The 14,548-nt window shown below is 53.0% G+C and carries 13 protein-coding genes; 8 read left to right on the forward strand and 5 right to left on the reverse strand.

Annotation, left to right across the window (positions count from 1 at the left end):
• Positions 1–83: 83 nt before the first annotated feature.
• Positions 84–683 carry a prephenate dehydrogenase/arogenate dehydrogenase family protein gene (locus AC2FJC_RS20795; RefSeq protein WP_496741291.1) on the forward strand — a complete coding sequence of 200 codons (600 nt, stop codon included), beginning with the start codon at positions 84–86 and terminating at the stop codon, positions 681–683.
• A 536-nt stretch (positions 684–1,219) separates the two neighbouring features.
• On the opposite strand, the gene AC2FJC_RS20800 is transcribed toward AC2FJC_RS20795, so the two are convergent.
• Positions 1,220–2,419 (reverse strand): ROK family transcriptional regulator, encoded by a 1,200-nt coding sequence (locus AC2FJC_RS20800; protein ID WP_496741360.1) that lies wholly within the window; start codon positions 2,417–2,419, stop codon positions 1,220–1,222.
• A gap of 186 nt (positions 2,420–2,605) precedes the next feature.
• Here AC2FJC_RS20800 and AC2FJC_RS20805 point away from each other — a divergent pair, with 186 nt between their 5' ends.
• The 5 genes from AC2FJC_RS20805 to fsa all read left to right on the forward strand — a co-directional run bounded on the left by AC2FJC_RS20805 (position 2,606) and on the right by fsa (position 7,008).
• Positions 2,606–3,625: a sugar ABC transporter substrate-binding protein gene (locus AC2FJC_RS20805; protein WP_496741293.1), complete on the forward strand. Its 1,020-nt coding sequence runs from the start codon at positions 2,606–2,608 to the stop codon at positions 3,623–3,625.
• A gap of 115 nt (positions 3,626–3,740) precedes the next feature.
• Positions 3,741–4,811: an ABC transporter permease gene (locus AC2FJC_RS20810; protein WP_496741295.1), complete on the forward strand. Its 1,071-nt coding sequence runs from the start codon at positions 3,741–3,743 to the stop codon at positions 4,809–4,811.
• Positions 4,811–5,593, forward strand: a complete 783-nt coding sequence (locus AC2FJC_RS20815) for an ATP-binding cassette domain-containing protein (RefSeq protein ID WP_496741297.1) — start codon at positions 4,811–4,813, stop codon at positions 5,591–5,593. The genes AC2FJC_RS20810 and AC2FJC_RS20815 overlap by 1 nt, the downstream gene beginning before the upstream one ends.
• Positions 5,590–6,261: a nucleoside/nucleotide kinase family protein gene (locus AC2FJC_RS20820; RefSeq protein ID WP_496741299.1), complete on the forward strand. Its 672-nt coding sequence runs from the start codon at positions 5,590–5,592 to the stop codon at positions 6,259–6,261. Before AC2FJC_RS20815 ends, AC2FJC_RS20820 begins: the two co-directional genes overlap by 4 nt.
• Positions 6,262–6,354: 93 nt before the next feature.
• Positions 6,355–7,008 carry a fructose-6-phosphate aldolase gene (fsa, locus tag AC2FJC_RS20825; protein ID WP_496741301.1) on the forward strand — a complete coding sequence of 218 codons (654 nt, stop codon included), beginning with the start codon at positions 6,355–6,357 and terminating at the stop codon, positions 7,006–7,008.
• Between the two features lie 402 nt (positions 7,009–7,410).
• Here fsa and AC2FJC_RS20830 read toward each other — a convergent pair whose 3' ends face one another.
• Positions 7,411–7,977 (reverse strand): aminotransferase class IV, encoded by a 567-nt coding sequence (locus tag AC2FJC_RS20830; protein ID WP_496741303.1) that lies wholly within the window; start codon positions 7,975–7,977, stop codon positions 7,411–7,413.
• A 392-nt stretch (positions 7,978–8,369) separates the two neighbouring features.
• Here AC2FJC_RS20830 and AC2FJC_RS20835 point away from each other — a divergent pair, with 392 nt between their 5' ends.
• Positions 8,370–10,259: an SLC13 family permease gene (locus AC2FJC_RS20835; RefSeq protein WP_496741305.1), complete on the forward strand. Its 1,890-nt coding sequence runs from the start codon at positions 8,370–8,372 to the stop codon at positions 10,257–10,259.
• Positions 10,260–10,609: 350 nt separating this feature from the next.
• On the opposite strand, the gene AC2FJC_RS20840 is transcribed toward AC2FJC_RS20835, so the two are convergent.
• From AC2FJC_RS20840 to AC2FJC_RS20850, 3 genes are read right to left on the reverse strand one after another with little or no spacing between them, the layout of a single operon-like run.
• Positions 10,610–11,287, reverse strand: coding sequence for a GntR family transcriptional regulator (locus AC2FJC_RS20840; protein ID WP_496741307.1), 678 nt, complete (start codon positions 11,285–11,287; stop codon positions 10,610–10,612).
• Complete coding sequence (locus AC2FJC_RS20845) at positions 11,284–12,315, reverse strand: Gfo/Idh/MocA family protein (protein WP_496741309.1); 1,032 nt, start codon at positions 12,313–12,315, stop codon at positions 11,284–11,286. The genes AC2FJC_RS20840 and AC2FJC_RS20845 overlap by 4 nt, the downstream gene beginning before the upstream one ends.
• On the reverse strand, positions 12,312–13,400 hold the full coding sequence (locus tag AC2FJC_RS20850; RefSeq protein WP_496741311.1) for an isocitrate/isopropylmalate dehydrogenase family protein: 1,089 nt from the start codon (positions 13,398–13,400) through the stop codon (positions 12,312–12,314). The genes AC2FJC_RS20845 and AC2FJC_RS20850 overlap by 4 nt, the downstream gene beginning before the upstream one ends.
• A gap of 135 nt (positions 13,401–13,535) precedes the next feature.
• Here AC2FJC_RS20850 and AC2FJC_RS20855 point away from each other — a divergent pair, with 135 nt between their 5' ends.
• Entirely contained in the window at positions 13,536–14,543 is a 1,008-nt protein-coding gene (locus AC2FJC_RS20855) for a Bug family tripartite tricarboxylate transporter substrate binding protein (RefSeq protein ID WP_496741313.1), read from the forward strand.
• Positions 14,544–14,548: the final 5 nt, after the last annotated feature.

Genomic DNA, 14,548 nt, shown 5'->3' on the forward strand with positions numbered 1-14,548 from the left:
CGAAGGTCTTCCTGTCAGCCATCGCACTCGCGGCTACCGTTCTATTCTGGTTGTAAATCAATGAGTCTGGAGCCTAAGGCATCGTGGGGTTTGGTGCGTTCGGACAACTTGCAGCACTTCATCTCGGACAGCACTTCGAGATATCGGCCTATAATCCGTCGCCGGACCTTGCCAAGATCGCAAAGAAACTCGGCGTGCGTCTGTCATCCCTGCACTCAGTATCGCAGGCTGATGTGATCCTCATTGCGGCACCAGTGTCCTCTTTCGAGCAGGTTGTCAGAGGGATCGCGGTTGCTTGTAAACCCGGCGCGCTGATTGTCGATGTTGGCTCAGTTAAAGTAATTCCCGCGGAAATCATGCGGCGGCTGCTGCCGAACCATGTAGACATCGTCGCAACCCACCCCTTGTTTGGTCCTCAGAGTGCCGCGACGGGTATTGAGGGTCTAAAGATCGCGGTCTGCCCCATTCAGGGAAACCGGCATACAAGGCTGGCTGCGTTTTTACGCAAAGCGCTCGGTCTGACTGTCATCATGACGACACCAGAAGATCACGACCAAGAAGCAGCAGTTGTCCAGGGACTCACGCACCTCATTGCCAAAGTGCTACTGCGAATGGGACCGCTGCCAACGCGCATGTCAACGAAAAGCTTTGACTTGTTATCTGAGGCAATATCCATGGTTTAGCACGATGCGCCAGAAGTATTCGAAGCGATTGAGAAGGCCAATCCTTACGCCGAGACGGTGCGACGACAGTTTTTTGATTTGGCCGCAAGTTTGAGTGTTGAGCTGGAAACAGCATCGAGGACGCTACGGCACAATGAAAACGGAAGTTGATGGAGCGGCATCCAAGGTCTACTTCGGAGTCCACTTTGACCGATGCTGCGCGATACCTCAATTACAGCAATGCGCAGAAAACAGGCTTCGCAAAATTTGGTGGATCTTCCTTTGCCGCCGCTTTAGTCCAGCCTCAATGCAGCGGTCGCAGCCAACGTTGCCGCCGTGTGCAAACACTGTTGTATTTTGCATTGGGTGAGGATGACCGACGTTAGGTGCTAAGTGATAAGCTTGCGATGGAGTCTTTCAAAGCAGTCGTTCGCGGCCGGTATTTGGTCCAATGCAAGCTGAGCTCGCACGTGCCAAAGCAGCGTTCAAAAGCGGTCTCTTAAAGCATGACCAGCGGATTCTTCCTACTTTGAAATTTTGACTGCGATGAGTTTCGGCTACATTCCAGAAAGCCCAGCATTGGTATTCAATAGAAACTGGCGGAAAATTGGGCTGCTAGCCGCCCCAATGCCGCGAGCGTTTTCCCCAACCGCAGCGGCCTCAACGACCGGAGGAATCAAGCCGCGTTTGTCTTGATTGACTAAGTAACGGCGAACCCTAGACACCAGTTCTTCCCGAACCTCAGGCGGGAACGCGCCATCGATAAGAATGGCCTCGAAGTCGATGACAGCACAGATTGAAAGAGCGGCCTTAGCTAATTCTTGCGCCGTGGTGCCAATCCACGGCTCGACATAGCGGGAAATGCTGCTCCAGTCCTGCGGCTTCTCCCATAGAATCCCCGGGTCGACACCCGCTTCGATCAATCGGTCCTCGAGCAAAAACAGCGACGCCGTGTCGATCAGTTGTTGGCTTTCACCCAAAGGACCGGTCGTGCGCATGGCGCCCAATGCACCGGCATTGCCTTGGTTGCCTTCGAACACGGTGCCGTTCAATGCAACACCGCCGCCGATCATTGAGCCAATAAAAAAGTAGAAGTAGTCACGGTATTCTGCCCCACGTCCATAGAGATGCTCTGCGTGACAGGCGGCTGTCGCGTCGTTGACCACAAAAACCGGCAAATCGCTGAACTTGGCGACCTCGGAAAAGAAATTCACGTTTCTCCAAGACCTAAATTTTTTTGCAGCAAGCCCAGACAGATCGTGCCATTTCCAAAGTTCAAATGGAGTCCCGATCCCGATCCCACAAACACGATCACGAAGCCTCTGAGGCTCGTGGGACAGAAGCGTTTCCAAACCAGACTCCAAAAAACCGAAAATGACCTCTGGTAGCGGATAGTCATAAGTCGTGGAAAGTTGGCGGCGCGGCGTGCCAGTAAAGTCGATCAAGAGCAGATCGGCGCTACGCCGCCCGATCTTCATCCCAACCGACAAGATGCCTTCCGGGTTTAATTCCATAGGGGTTGAGGGCTTTCCAACCTTCCCGCGAAGTGGAGTACCACGCTTGAGAATCGCGTCCTTTTCTAGCTTGCGCAGAATGATTGATACAGTCTGAGGAGACAGGCCCGTTAATCGCGCGACGTCGGCGCCTGCGGCGGGCCCATGCCGTTGTAAAACTGTCAAAATCAGACGCTCGTTGTGATCGCGAACCCCGCTTTGACTTACCCCACCGGTCAGTGTGTTGAGCGCTTCTCTCTCCATAAGCCTGAACATAAACACCTTGTTTTCTTATGAAAAGGTACTTCGGTAAATTAATAAATAAACTTTATTTATTTATTGACAGAAAGACTAGAATCACAGTTTCTTGAAATAGACCTTCATTGGAGGATGAGGGCGAGTCTCGTTGGCCTGCCATGCGGGGCATCAACAATTTTCTGGGAGGACTACATGAAAAATCTATTCAAGATTGCCGCATCTGCTACCGCGCTTACGGTGGCTGCTGCATCTGCTCACGCAGCCGGAGAAACCGTTTGTCTGATCACGAAGACAGATACCAATCCATTCTTTGTAAAGATGAAGGAAGGCGCAACGGCCAAGGCCGAAGAGCTTGGCATGACCTTGAAGGCCTTTGCCGGTAAAATCGACGGCGACCATGAAACTCAAGTTCAGGCCATTGAAACTTGTATTCTCGACGGCGCAAAGGGAATTCTCCTGACGGCCTCGGACACAAGCTCGATTGTCCCCGCTGTTCAACAGGCGCGTGACGCTGGCCTGTTGGTTATCGCTCTGGACACGCCGCTAAGCCCGATTGATTCCGCTGACGCAACCTTTGCGACAGACAACTACAAAGCTGGCCTGTTGATCGGACAATGGGCGAAGGCAAAGATGGGCGACGCAGTGGCTGACGCCAAAATTGCGACGCTTGATCTGAACGTCAGTCAACCAACCGTGGACGTTCTTCGCAATCAGGGCTTCCTCGACGGCTTCGGTGTGGACCTGGCAGACCCCAATGTCATCGGCGATGAATCTGATGCTCGATTGGTCGGCAGTGACGTGACCGACGGCAACGAAGAAGGTGGGCGCCGTGCCATGGAAAACCTTCTGGCCAAGGACTCGACGATCAACGTGGTTCACACGATCAACGAGCCGGCAGCGGCAGGTGCCTATGAGGCATTGAAATCTATTGGACGTGAAAACGATGTGCTGATCGTTTCGGTCGACGGTGGCTGCCCCGGTGTACAAAATGTGCAGGCCGGAGTTATTGGTGCCACAAGCCAGCAGTATCCGCTTTTGATGGCTTCGCTTGGCGTCGAGGCTGTCAAAAAGTGGGCTGAAGAAGGCGTAAAGCCTGAAAACACGCCCGGAAAAGACTTCTACGATACCGGAGTCGCGCTCATCACGAACCAACCTGTTGATGGCGTGGATTCGATCTCGGTCGCCGAAGGCTTAGAACTCTGCTGGGGCTAAAAAGACCTAATGAATGAGGCGCATGAGAGCGCCTCATCACTCCTTTCACCAGCAAACCGAAACTTCCTGTACACTGATCTCGTGGGCGTTACGCCGCCCGCGAAAAGGGGGAGATATGTCCGAAGCAAACCAAAGCGCCCAGGAATTTGAATCCGCTGCTAGCAGAACAGAAACTGTTGCGGCTTTTGAGGACCATCGGCGTGGCGTTCTGGGGAAGTTGCAGCATCTTCTCCACGTCAATCCATCTTTTGTGCCGCTTATCGTTCTGGTCGGTGCGATATTGATATTCGGACTGCTATTGGGGTCAAAGTTCTTTTCGCCCTTTGCCATGACCTTGATCCTCCAGCAGGTTCAGATCGTCGGCATCGTGGCCGCAGCTCAAAGCCTGGTCATTCTGACCGCTGGCATCGATCTGAGCGTCGGCGCAATTATGGTATTTTCTTCTGTTATCATGGGGCAGTTCTCTTTCCGATACGGCATTCCCGTGCCAATCGCTGTAATGTGCGGGCTTGCGGTTGGAACCTTGATCGGAGCACTGAACGGCTGGCTTGTCAGCCGCGTTAAACTTCCCCCCTTCATTGTCACACTAGGGATGTGGCAGATCGTACTGGCGACTAACTTCCTGTATTCCGCGAACGAGACTATTCGCAGTCAGGATATCGAAGCCAACGCTCCCTTCCTTCAATTCTTCGGAACCAAGTTCAGCATTGGTGGAGCGACCTTTACTGTCGGCGTCATTTTCATGCTCGCCCTGATTTTTGTGTTGGCCTATGCACTTAAACACACGGCTTGGGGGCGGCATGTCTATGCGGTCGGAGACGATCCAGAGGCTGCCGAGCTCTCCGGTGTCAACGTCCACAGAACTCTGATGTCCGTCTACATGCTGTCCGGATTGATCTGCGCCTTTGCGGGCTGGGCTTTGATTGGGCGCATCGGGTCGGTCTCGCCGACCTCCGGCCAATTGGCCAACATTGAAAGTATCACCGCGGTTGTGATCGGGGGCATCTCATTGTTCGGCGGGCGAGGATCCATTCTGGGATCGTTGTTCGGAGCTCTGATCGTTGGCGTGTTTACTCTGGGGCTGAGGCTTCTGGGCGCAGATGCACAGTGGACCTTCCTGTTGATCGGTCTTCTCATCATCGCAGCGGTCGCAGTCGACCAGTGGATCAGAAAGGTATCGGGCTAATGTCAGACACAACTCCAGTCGTCCAAGGGCGCGGGATCGTGAAGCGTTATGGCCACGTCACCGCCATCGACCATTCCGACTTTGAACTGCGGAAAGGAGAAATCCTTGCAGTTATCGGGGACAACGGTGCGGGTAAATCTTCCATCGTCAAGGCGATTTGCGGGGCCACCATCCCGGATGAGGGCGAGATTCTGATCGAAGGGAAGAAGGTAAACTTTAGCTCTCCAATCGACGCCCGCAATATGGGTATCGAAATCGTCTATCAGCAGCTTGCCATGTCTCCTGCCCTTTCAATTGCGGACAACATGTTCATGGGGCGCGAGATCCGCAAAAAGGGTTTCATGGGCAAATACATGCGTCAGCTCGACCGGCAAGCTATGGAGAAGTTCGCCCGCGAAAAATTAACCGAGCTTGGCCTGATGACCGTGCAGTCGATCAACCAGGCGATAGAGACGTTGTCCGGCGGCCAGCGCCAAGGCGTTGCCGTTGCGCGCGCAGCCGCCTTTGCGACCAAGTTTATCATCATGGACGAGCCCACAGCAGCTTTGGGCGTGAAAGAGAGCCGCAAGGTGCTTGAACTCATCCAAGACGTACGCGCACGTGGCATTCCAATTATCCTGATCAGTCACAACATGCCACATGTCTTCGAAGTCGCTGACCGAATTCATGTGCACCGGCTCGGTAAAAGGCTCTGCACGATTGATCCCAAGGACTACACGATGTCCGACGCCGTGGCCTTTATGACCGGCGCCAAAGAACCACCAAAAGAAGACGCCGCGTGATCGAGCAGGATGCAAAGCGCGTGTACGACCTGATCTCCTCCCGGAAGCAGGTTGGGGTTCGGACGATTGTCGCAATCTCCGGCCCCCCTGCATCCGGAAAGTCGACCCTGGCAGAATCCGTTGTGCAATCGCTGAACGCAAAACAGAACTCGGCGGTTCCTATAGCCACGTTAGTGCCTATGGATGGCTACCATTTAGACAATCGTGTACTTGAAACGCGAGGTTTTCTGGCGAGAAAAGGCGCGCCAGAATCCTTCGATGCAATTGGGTTTTGCAATGCAATAAAAAAGTTGCAATCCGCGCAGCATGAATCTTTTCACCCCAGATTTGACCGTCAAATGGATCTCGCCATTGCTAACGCGATTGCGGTTCACCCGGACACTCGAACTGTTGTTGTTGAAGGGAACTACCTTCTGATGGATAGTGACCCGTGGAGAACATTGGCGGATGTCTATGCCGCAACGATTTTTGTCAGCCCAACTTTGGAAGAACTCGAAAAGCGGTTGCAACACCGCTGGATCAAGCATGGATTTGATCCGAAAACCGCGTTGCAACGCGCGAAAACGAACGATCTGCCAAACGCTGAACGTGTCATCCGTGATAGCCGGAAAGCCGATCTTACACTGAACCAGAATTACACCGAATTCGGGATGCGCTACGCATTCTGAATTTACGCATTGGATTCACCCATCCGTCAAAGCAGCACCTCTAGGCGGGTTCAGGTGCAACCAAAATCACTCCATTCACGATGAGGAAACCTCATGAAGTTCTTTGTGGACACAGCAGAAGTAGACGAGATCAAAGCCCTAATAGGCTTTGGATTAGTAAATGGTATCACCACCAATCCAAGCCTGATTGCCAAGTCCGACCGCAATTTCAAAGAAGTTATCGCCGAAATTTGCACCCTGACAGATACACCCGTGTCGGCAGAAGTTGCAGCCCTGGATGCTGCGGGAATGATTGCAGAGGGAGAGCATCTTGCAGCAATTGCCGACAACGTCGTTGTCAAACTGCCGCTGACGCTGGATGGCCTCAGGGCCTGTGCTCATTTCAAAAAGGAAGGGATTAGCACGAACGTCACACTTTGTTTCTCAGCCAATCAGGCACTTTTGGCTGCCAAGGCAGGCGCGACCTATGTATCGCCTTTTATTGGCAGATTGGATGACATCAATCTGGACGGAGCCGATTTGATCCGTGACATCAGGATCATCTACGACAACTACGGTATTGAAACTGAAATCATCGCAGCATCAATCAGAACCCCAAATCACATAGCTGAGGCTGCTTTGGCCGGATCAGACATTGCCACGATACCCCCGTCCGTCATCCGCAAACTAGTAAGGCATCCGTTGACCGACGCAGGCATTGAACAGTTTCTCTATGATTGGAAGTCTACAGAGCAATCGATTCTTTGATGGGGTTTTATTTTGACTGAAACGGGATGACGTGAACCAGACTTTGAACGGCTGAGCAGCAAGGCCATGTTTCGAGAAAATAGTCTAAATGAGATTCTCCTTAATTTGACAAGCAGGCCGAGTTTTGTGGGAAACTTCCGAAAATCCTTTTCAGTGGTGGCATTAACACTACGGCAACAGGAGATCGGTCTGAGGTCCGCATTATTGAATTGATTGGAAATTTTGGCGCGGTCGCAGCGGCAGTCCGGTTCGGTCCTTCGCGGCTGACCATCCAGAGTGATCTACCGTGTTTATCTCGTCTGCGTTGGCTGCGATCAGCTAGTTGTCCCAGACGCAGACAGCAGTTTCATTGCGGCTAAAACTGGGTTTTTACGGCAGAGTAAATCCGACACCGGCTGACAATTACTTTTGATCCACGTATCTGACAATCATCCTGTTGTTTTTGTCTTTGTGCATTTCCCAATAGCTCTTGGTGATTTGGTTCGTGATTTGACCAGGGACTCCAGAACCAATCTTTTGGCCATTTATTTTGGTCACTGGCATGATTCCACCAGCGGTTGAAGATATGAAAACCTCTTCTGCATCAAGGAGTTGATCTTGAGGTATGTCGACGGCTGAGCGGTCGATATCCAGGTTCGTGCAGATGTCGAAGACCGTCTGACGAGTGACCCCGAGAAGCACACCGAACCTTGGTGTTAAAACTGTTCCGTCGATGACAGCAAAAATATTGAACCCGGGTCCTTCAGACACGTTTCCATTTTCATCAATGAGGATTGCTGTGTCAGCTCCGCGGTCGTAGGCCTCATAGAGGTCCTTCACCAAATCCAACCAATGATAGTTCTTAACGGTCGGATCGACTGACTTTGGAGGAATGCGCACCAAGGATGATATTGCTGCATTTAGTCCATGCTTCATCTGCTCTGGATTGGCCACCGATCCAAACGGGATTGCGAATGCGATGACGGACAAAGGATACACCGACTACCCGGCACTGGAAGAGAAAGCGGTTGCCGCAGAGTGATGCATCACTCTTAACTCCTTGGTGACAGGCAATACCAAATAGAGTGAGCGCGCCGGTTTGGACGCGCTCACTTCGCGGGTACGGCAATATCCTTTCTTGAAGCGGGGTTCTGTCACAAGTCTACGAATGGACTGCTTCCCCCCGATTGCAGTGATTAAGAGAGGCTTTTGAGTTTATCTTCAGCGTCTCTTTGAGTTGGCGAAATCCAGGTTTCAGCAGATACCACGCCCGAGAAAACGAGCCGCGTGAGTCGGCCTGATGGATTTTGGCCTTATCTGACGCGCAGAGTTGGTCCTTCGTATTTGCTGGTAGTCAGGTAACGTTAGGTTGGGAGTACGATATGGAATTACCAACACTGACGTACGAAATGATAGCCGTACTGAGTCTATTGTCTTTTACGGTCTTACTTTTTGTTACCGAGATTATACGGATCGATGTCGCAGCAATTCTTGTAATGGTACTGCTTGGCGCACTGAGCTATCTACCGGGGCTAGGTAATCTAGCCGATGTATCCAAGCTCTTTGAAGGTTTTTCCTCGAACGCCGTGATGTCCATCATCGCAGTTATGGTAATTGGGGCTGGGCTTGATAAGACTGGACTTATGTCAAAGGTCGCTGCCTTGATCCTCAAAAATGGTGGTACGACAGAGGCCCGGATAATCCCCATAATATCAACAACGGTTGGTGTCATCAGCTCTTTCATGCAGAACGTGGGAGCTGCTGCGCTTTTTCTGCCTGTTGTGAGCCGCATCTCAGCACGTACGGAAATCCCTATGAGTAGGTTGCTTATGCCCATGGGGTTTTGCGCGATTCTGGGTGGTACGATCACTTTGGTCGGGTCGTCGCCCCTCATCCTGCTGAATGACCTGATTGTTTCGGCAAATTCATCCCTTCCGGCTAATCAACAAATGGAGACATTTGGGTTGTTTTCAGTCACGCCTATCGGTGTGATGCTGGTGCTGACAGGGGTGCTTTATTTTGTGCTCTTTGGTCGTTGGGTTCTCCCTGAACAGCGGGAGCGTGGAGAAGACGCAAGCTCAGCTCGGTCCATGCAGACCTATGTCGAAAACACATATGGGCTCAGGGCTGATATGTTCGAAATTCGTGTTCCTGAAGGCTCGATCTTGATAGGACAAACGCTCGCGGATGTCATGGTCGCCCATAACATTTACATTCTCGGCACATCCTATCGCGGCCACAAGGTCATCGCGCCGATGGCTGATACCAAGATCGAAGCCCCGGCGCGGCTCGCTGTGCTTGGCCTGCGTCGGGTGGTTGAGCAACAGTTCGTTGAGCCTTACGGCTTAGAGATCCTACCGCAACTAGACGTCTTTGCAGATGATTTCGCCGCAACTCAATCGGGGGTGGCAGAGGTTGTTATTCCCCCCGGTTCTTCAGTGATCGGCCAGACTCCGATTGATTTGCGTCTCCGTCAGACACATGGGCTATCTTTGTTGGCCATTCAGCGAGGCGAAGAAACACTGAGCCATGTGGAAACTGAAGATCATGCTGCAACGCATATCGGGCAAGTCCCTTTGCAGGCCGGTGATACGTGTGTGGTGCACGTGCAGTGGGACCGTCTGACACGACTGATGTCGGACAGGGATTTTGTCGTCGTAACTTCGGACTTTCCCCAGGAAGAGTTACGGCCACACAAGGTCGGTTGGGCGCTCGCCTTCTTCCTTATAGCGTTGAGCTTAATTCTGTTCTCTGATCTGCGTTTGTCGCTGTGCCTATTAATTGGCGCTGTTGGCATGGTTTTGAGCCGGGTGTTATCGATTGATGAAGCCTACGAGTCGATCAGTTGGAGCACAGTCTTTCTACTGGCTTCGCTGATCCCGTTGGGCCAGGCAGTTCAGAACACTGGCACTGCGGATTGGATTGCCGCGCATGTATTGGCTCTCCTGAAGGGGTGGCCGATCTGGTCTTTGCAAGCAGGGATCGCCGTTTTGGCAACGGCGTTCACGCTGGTCATGTCCAATGTAGGCGCAACTGTCCTCCTGGTGCCGCTAGCAGTTTCTATTGCCGTATCCGCGGGTGGCAATCCGGCTGTGTTTGCTCTCACCGTGGCAATTTCAACGTCCAACTCATTTTTGATCCCAACACACCAAGTGAACGCGTTGATCATGGGCCCGGCAGGCTACCGGGTGGTCGATTTCGTTCGCTCGGGTGGAATCATGACTCTACTTTTCTTGGTTGTCTCAATGACCGGACTTGCGCTCTTCTTCTGATGCGCTTCTTGGTGATCCGCATTGATGAACTCTGCTTCAGCTGAGAAGAACTGGCAAGATGAGGTCTTTGAGACCAATCCTTTTGTTGGAGCAGCACATCCGAGATCTATGCAATAGCCAGGACAGTCTTGTATAGCGCAGCCAATTGAAGAAGCGATTTAGTGTCTTCGCCCGCGGCCTCAACACACACCAAATTTGCGACGCAAATGCTCAGCCAAGGCCGTTATGCGACGTGGTTGGGCTCGGCTAATCCACAATAGTCAAAGGGCATAAGTCTGATCCAAGCAACCCACCGAAGCGTATCTATCAAGAACCATTTAGCAAGGAGATAACGACCGGATGCGAGAAGATCAGAGGCTGTTGAGCCGATGCTTTTCAAGTATCCCGCAAAGCATAGCCTTGGCTTGCAGCCTGTGTTCTCGATGACGTTCGCGGGCGGCATTTGGACGACCTTCACTAATCGCTTGAAAAACAACCCGGTGATCTTCATTGGATTTGACGGGCAGGGGCCTGATGAACAATGTCGTTGCGCGCGCGCGACGTACCTGGTCGCTCATCATGGCGACAATCGCTTCGACACGTTTGTTGCCGCCCAACCGAACGAGCTCCTGGTGAAACAACTCGTCGGCCTCGGCCCAGGCTTCTAGGTCTTCGGCTTCGATGGCTTGGTCCATCTTTGCAATTGATCCGGCAAGTACTGCCAGTTCATCTTCTGAATAGCCCGCTTCGGCAGCGCGCTGTACTGCGAGACTCTCGAGTTCCGTCAGTATGTCGTAAATTTCACGCATATCATCTGATGAAACAGGCAGTATCCGAACGCCCTTTCGGGGCCGCATTTCCAGCAAGCCCTTACTTTCCAACATCAGCGCAGCTTCCCGTATCGGGGTGCGGGACATGCCAAGGGTCTCGGCGAGTTCCGACTCCAGATGGTCAGTTCCGGCTGCAAGTTCGCCGGACAGGATCATCTTTCGCAAATCCCTAACAGCGCGTTGCGTATTGGAAAGAGTTTTTGCGTCCTGATCTTTCACGGCGTCTCCAGGTTGATCTTTCGTCCCTCCGCAGCCGAGAGATAGATGTTCTCTTCGATGCGGATCACGTCCAAATAGTCGCGAGCCGTGTTTTCCAACGGCGTGCCCCGTAGAAGGCCTGAAACGACGTGACTTTGCAAGGCGTGGACGCAGTCTCCTCCAAACCCATCATGATCGCTTGGAGGTAGAATCTGCTGTCGCTCCTGTTTTCCAAAAGCGCGGAGCTCGACTGAACCGTCGCCGTTAAGAACCAGTGATCCTTCCGTTCCTTCGATGAGCGCTTCGCCCATGGTCTGACGCAGATTTTCGGCACTGTGGTCAAGGCACCTGTTGCCATCGAACAGAGCTTTCAAACCGTTGGGGTGGTCAAACAGGATGTAACCTGCGTCCTCGCCCGCGATAACGGGGTTAACTTGGCGCAAGTCCGCATAAACTGCGCTGGGCGCATCGAATAGAAACCGGAACGTGTCTACCCAGTGAACCGCTGTTTCATGAACCAGGAAACGCGGCATGTCCTGAAAGTACGGCTGCCGGTCTAGGTAGGCTCGTGGTCCCTGTCCGTCGCCGGGTCGAAGCCGGAAAGTCGCTTGTAGAGGTGTTCCAATTCGACCCTCGGTCATCGCCACCTTGATCGCACGATACCAGGGCTGAAAGCGAAAATTTTCATGCACGACAATGGTTGCGCCTACTGTTTCAGCCTCGGAGACGATTTTCTTAGCTTCATCCAATGACATGCAGAAAGGTTTTTGGCAGATCAGCCACTTGATACCAAACCGCAGTGCCGTTCGGATGGCGTCGGCCTGTGCCACAGGTGGAAGGATGATGTCCACGAGATCTGGTTTTTCCGCCCCCAGCATTTTTGACAGATCATCGTAAGCGGCCAGTCCCGTTTCCTTCGCCTTGTTGATATCACGGTTGCAGGATGCAAACGGAACCGCTCCGGGCATTCGGGACCAGCTTTCGTAGTGGAACCTGCTGAAATACCCCGCACCCACACACGCGACCCTGATGGCTTGTTGAGTATTCATGCCCGCATTGCTTCCAATACCGATGCCGCGGCACCCTGCGTCCCGGCCGTTCCACCTAGGTCACGGGTCAGGTTCTGTCCGTTCGCCGTCACCTTTTCCACGGCTTCACGCAATCGTTCGCCGTCGCTGGACAGGTCTGGATGATCATGGGTGAACCCCAACCATTCAAGCATCATTGCTGCGGACAGGATCATCGCAAACGGGTTGGCAATACCCTGTCCCGCAATGTCCGGAGCGGAACCATGGCAGGGTTGGAATACAGCGTGGTTCAACCCGATATCCGCTGATGGCGCCAGTCCTAGACCACCCATGAGACCCGCACCAAGGTCAGAGAGGATGTCTCCGAACATGTTCTCAGTGACCAAAACGTCAAATTCCCAAGGCTTTTGAACCATCCACAGAGCGGTAGCATCAACATAAGCATGGTCTGCCTGTAATTCGGGATGGTGGGCGGCTTCTGCATCAAACATCGATCTGAAGAACGCAAAGGCGCGGAATACATTGGCTTTGTCGACACATGTAACTCGACCCCGACCGCGCCCGGTTCTTTTGCGGTTCTGGGCGAGCTCAAACGCGAACCGGAACAGTTTTTCGGACACCTCACGCGTGATCAGCAGAGTTTCACGTGCTTCGTCATCGGTAACTTCGCCAGCGCCTTGGGTGAAGAACAGCCCTTCCGTGCTTTCGCGTATCAAGACAAAGTCGATCTCTTTTCCGGGGGGCAGCGCCAAGGGGGTCATTTGTCCGCTGCTTACTTTTACAGGACGCACACCAGCGAAAAGTCCCAGTTGCTTTCGCAGATCAATTTGCGGTGAAATTTCGGTTCCGTCAGGATATCGCACATCCGGCAAACCCATTGCAGATAGCAGAATCGCGTCGGCGTTGCGTGCAGTTTCGAGTGACCCAGCCGGAAACGATTCTCCAGTTTTGGCGTAGTGGCCTGCGCCTGCCGGAGCGTCTGTAAACACCAGTTCGTAGGAAGGACTGCCGCGCGAAAGCTGGCGCAGAATTTCAAGCGTAGGGGCCATGATTTCCGGGCCGATTCCGTCCCCTTGGAACACTGCCACATCATAACTTTTCTTCATCTTAGCCCGCTTCCTTCCCGTTTCGCATTCATAGCGCGATTGCAGCTCTCACTACAGTCCGTTGACAACGCATTCTTTAATGTATACGCAAATAAATGCAATAATAAACGCAAAGTTGTTTGGAAGGACTTGGAAATGAAACTAAAGCTAGGGCGGTTGGCGGCCGCAGCCGTGATGGCGACCGGTGTTGCAGGCGCAGCTGCGGCGCAGGATTACCCCTATCGTGATATCACCACAGCTGTGGTCTGGGGGGCCGGTGGTGGCACGGACACGATCAACCGAATGATCATGGCCGAGATGGAAAAACACCTTCCGGTTTCGATCAATGTGATCAATCAAACAGGTGGGGTCGCAGGCTCTAACGGTATGGTCTACGTCATGAACCAACCAGACGATGGCTACACATTGGTTGGTCTTTCTGAATCGAACGTAACCGCTGCTGTGCAGGGTGGTTGGGATAAGAAATTTGACTTTTGGTATCCGTTTATTGTTGGCGGATCACCCGATCTGATCTCGGTTCCAGCGGACAGCCCTTACAATACTCTGGAAGAACTGGTCGACGCTGCGAAAGCTGCTCCTGGCACTATTCCAGCGGCGGCTTCCGGCGCGGGTTCGATCCACCATTTGAATCTTCTGGCCATCGAAAAAGGGTCAGGGACTGAGTTCAAGTTTGTTCCCTACAAAGGCTCAGCGCCCGGGCAGGAGGCAGCGATAGCGGGCGAAGTTGCGTTGGTTGTGACGTCACTGGCTGAACAGGCTCCGTTGATTGAAGGCGGTCAACTTAAACCGCTCGCGATGTTGACGCCCGAAGATGCGCAGATTGCAGGGGCAACAGTGCCTTCTGCCTTTGGCATCTATGACGGTCTCGATCAGTATTTGCCGCTCAAGCAGGCCATCGGGTTTGCAGTTCACAGTTCAGCCGGGGACGATGTAAAGGCCGCGCTTGGTGATGCCTTCGAGCAAGCTATTGCCTCCGACACCGTCGCCGAATGGGCCGCGGCAAACAATTACGATGTCGGTGGTCAACACGGTGAAGAAGCTCAAGAACTGTTTGCGAACCTCGAGGCTACTTTTGCCTATACCTTGCAGGACCTTGGCGCTGCCACAGTGGATCCAGCCTCGCTGGGTATCGCGCAGCCCTAATCCGA

The sequence above is a fragment of the Ruegeria sp. CDSB117 genome, assembly GCF_059611005.1.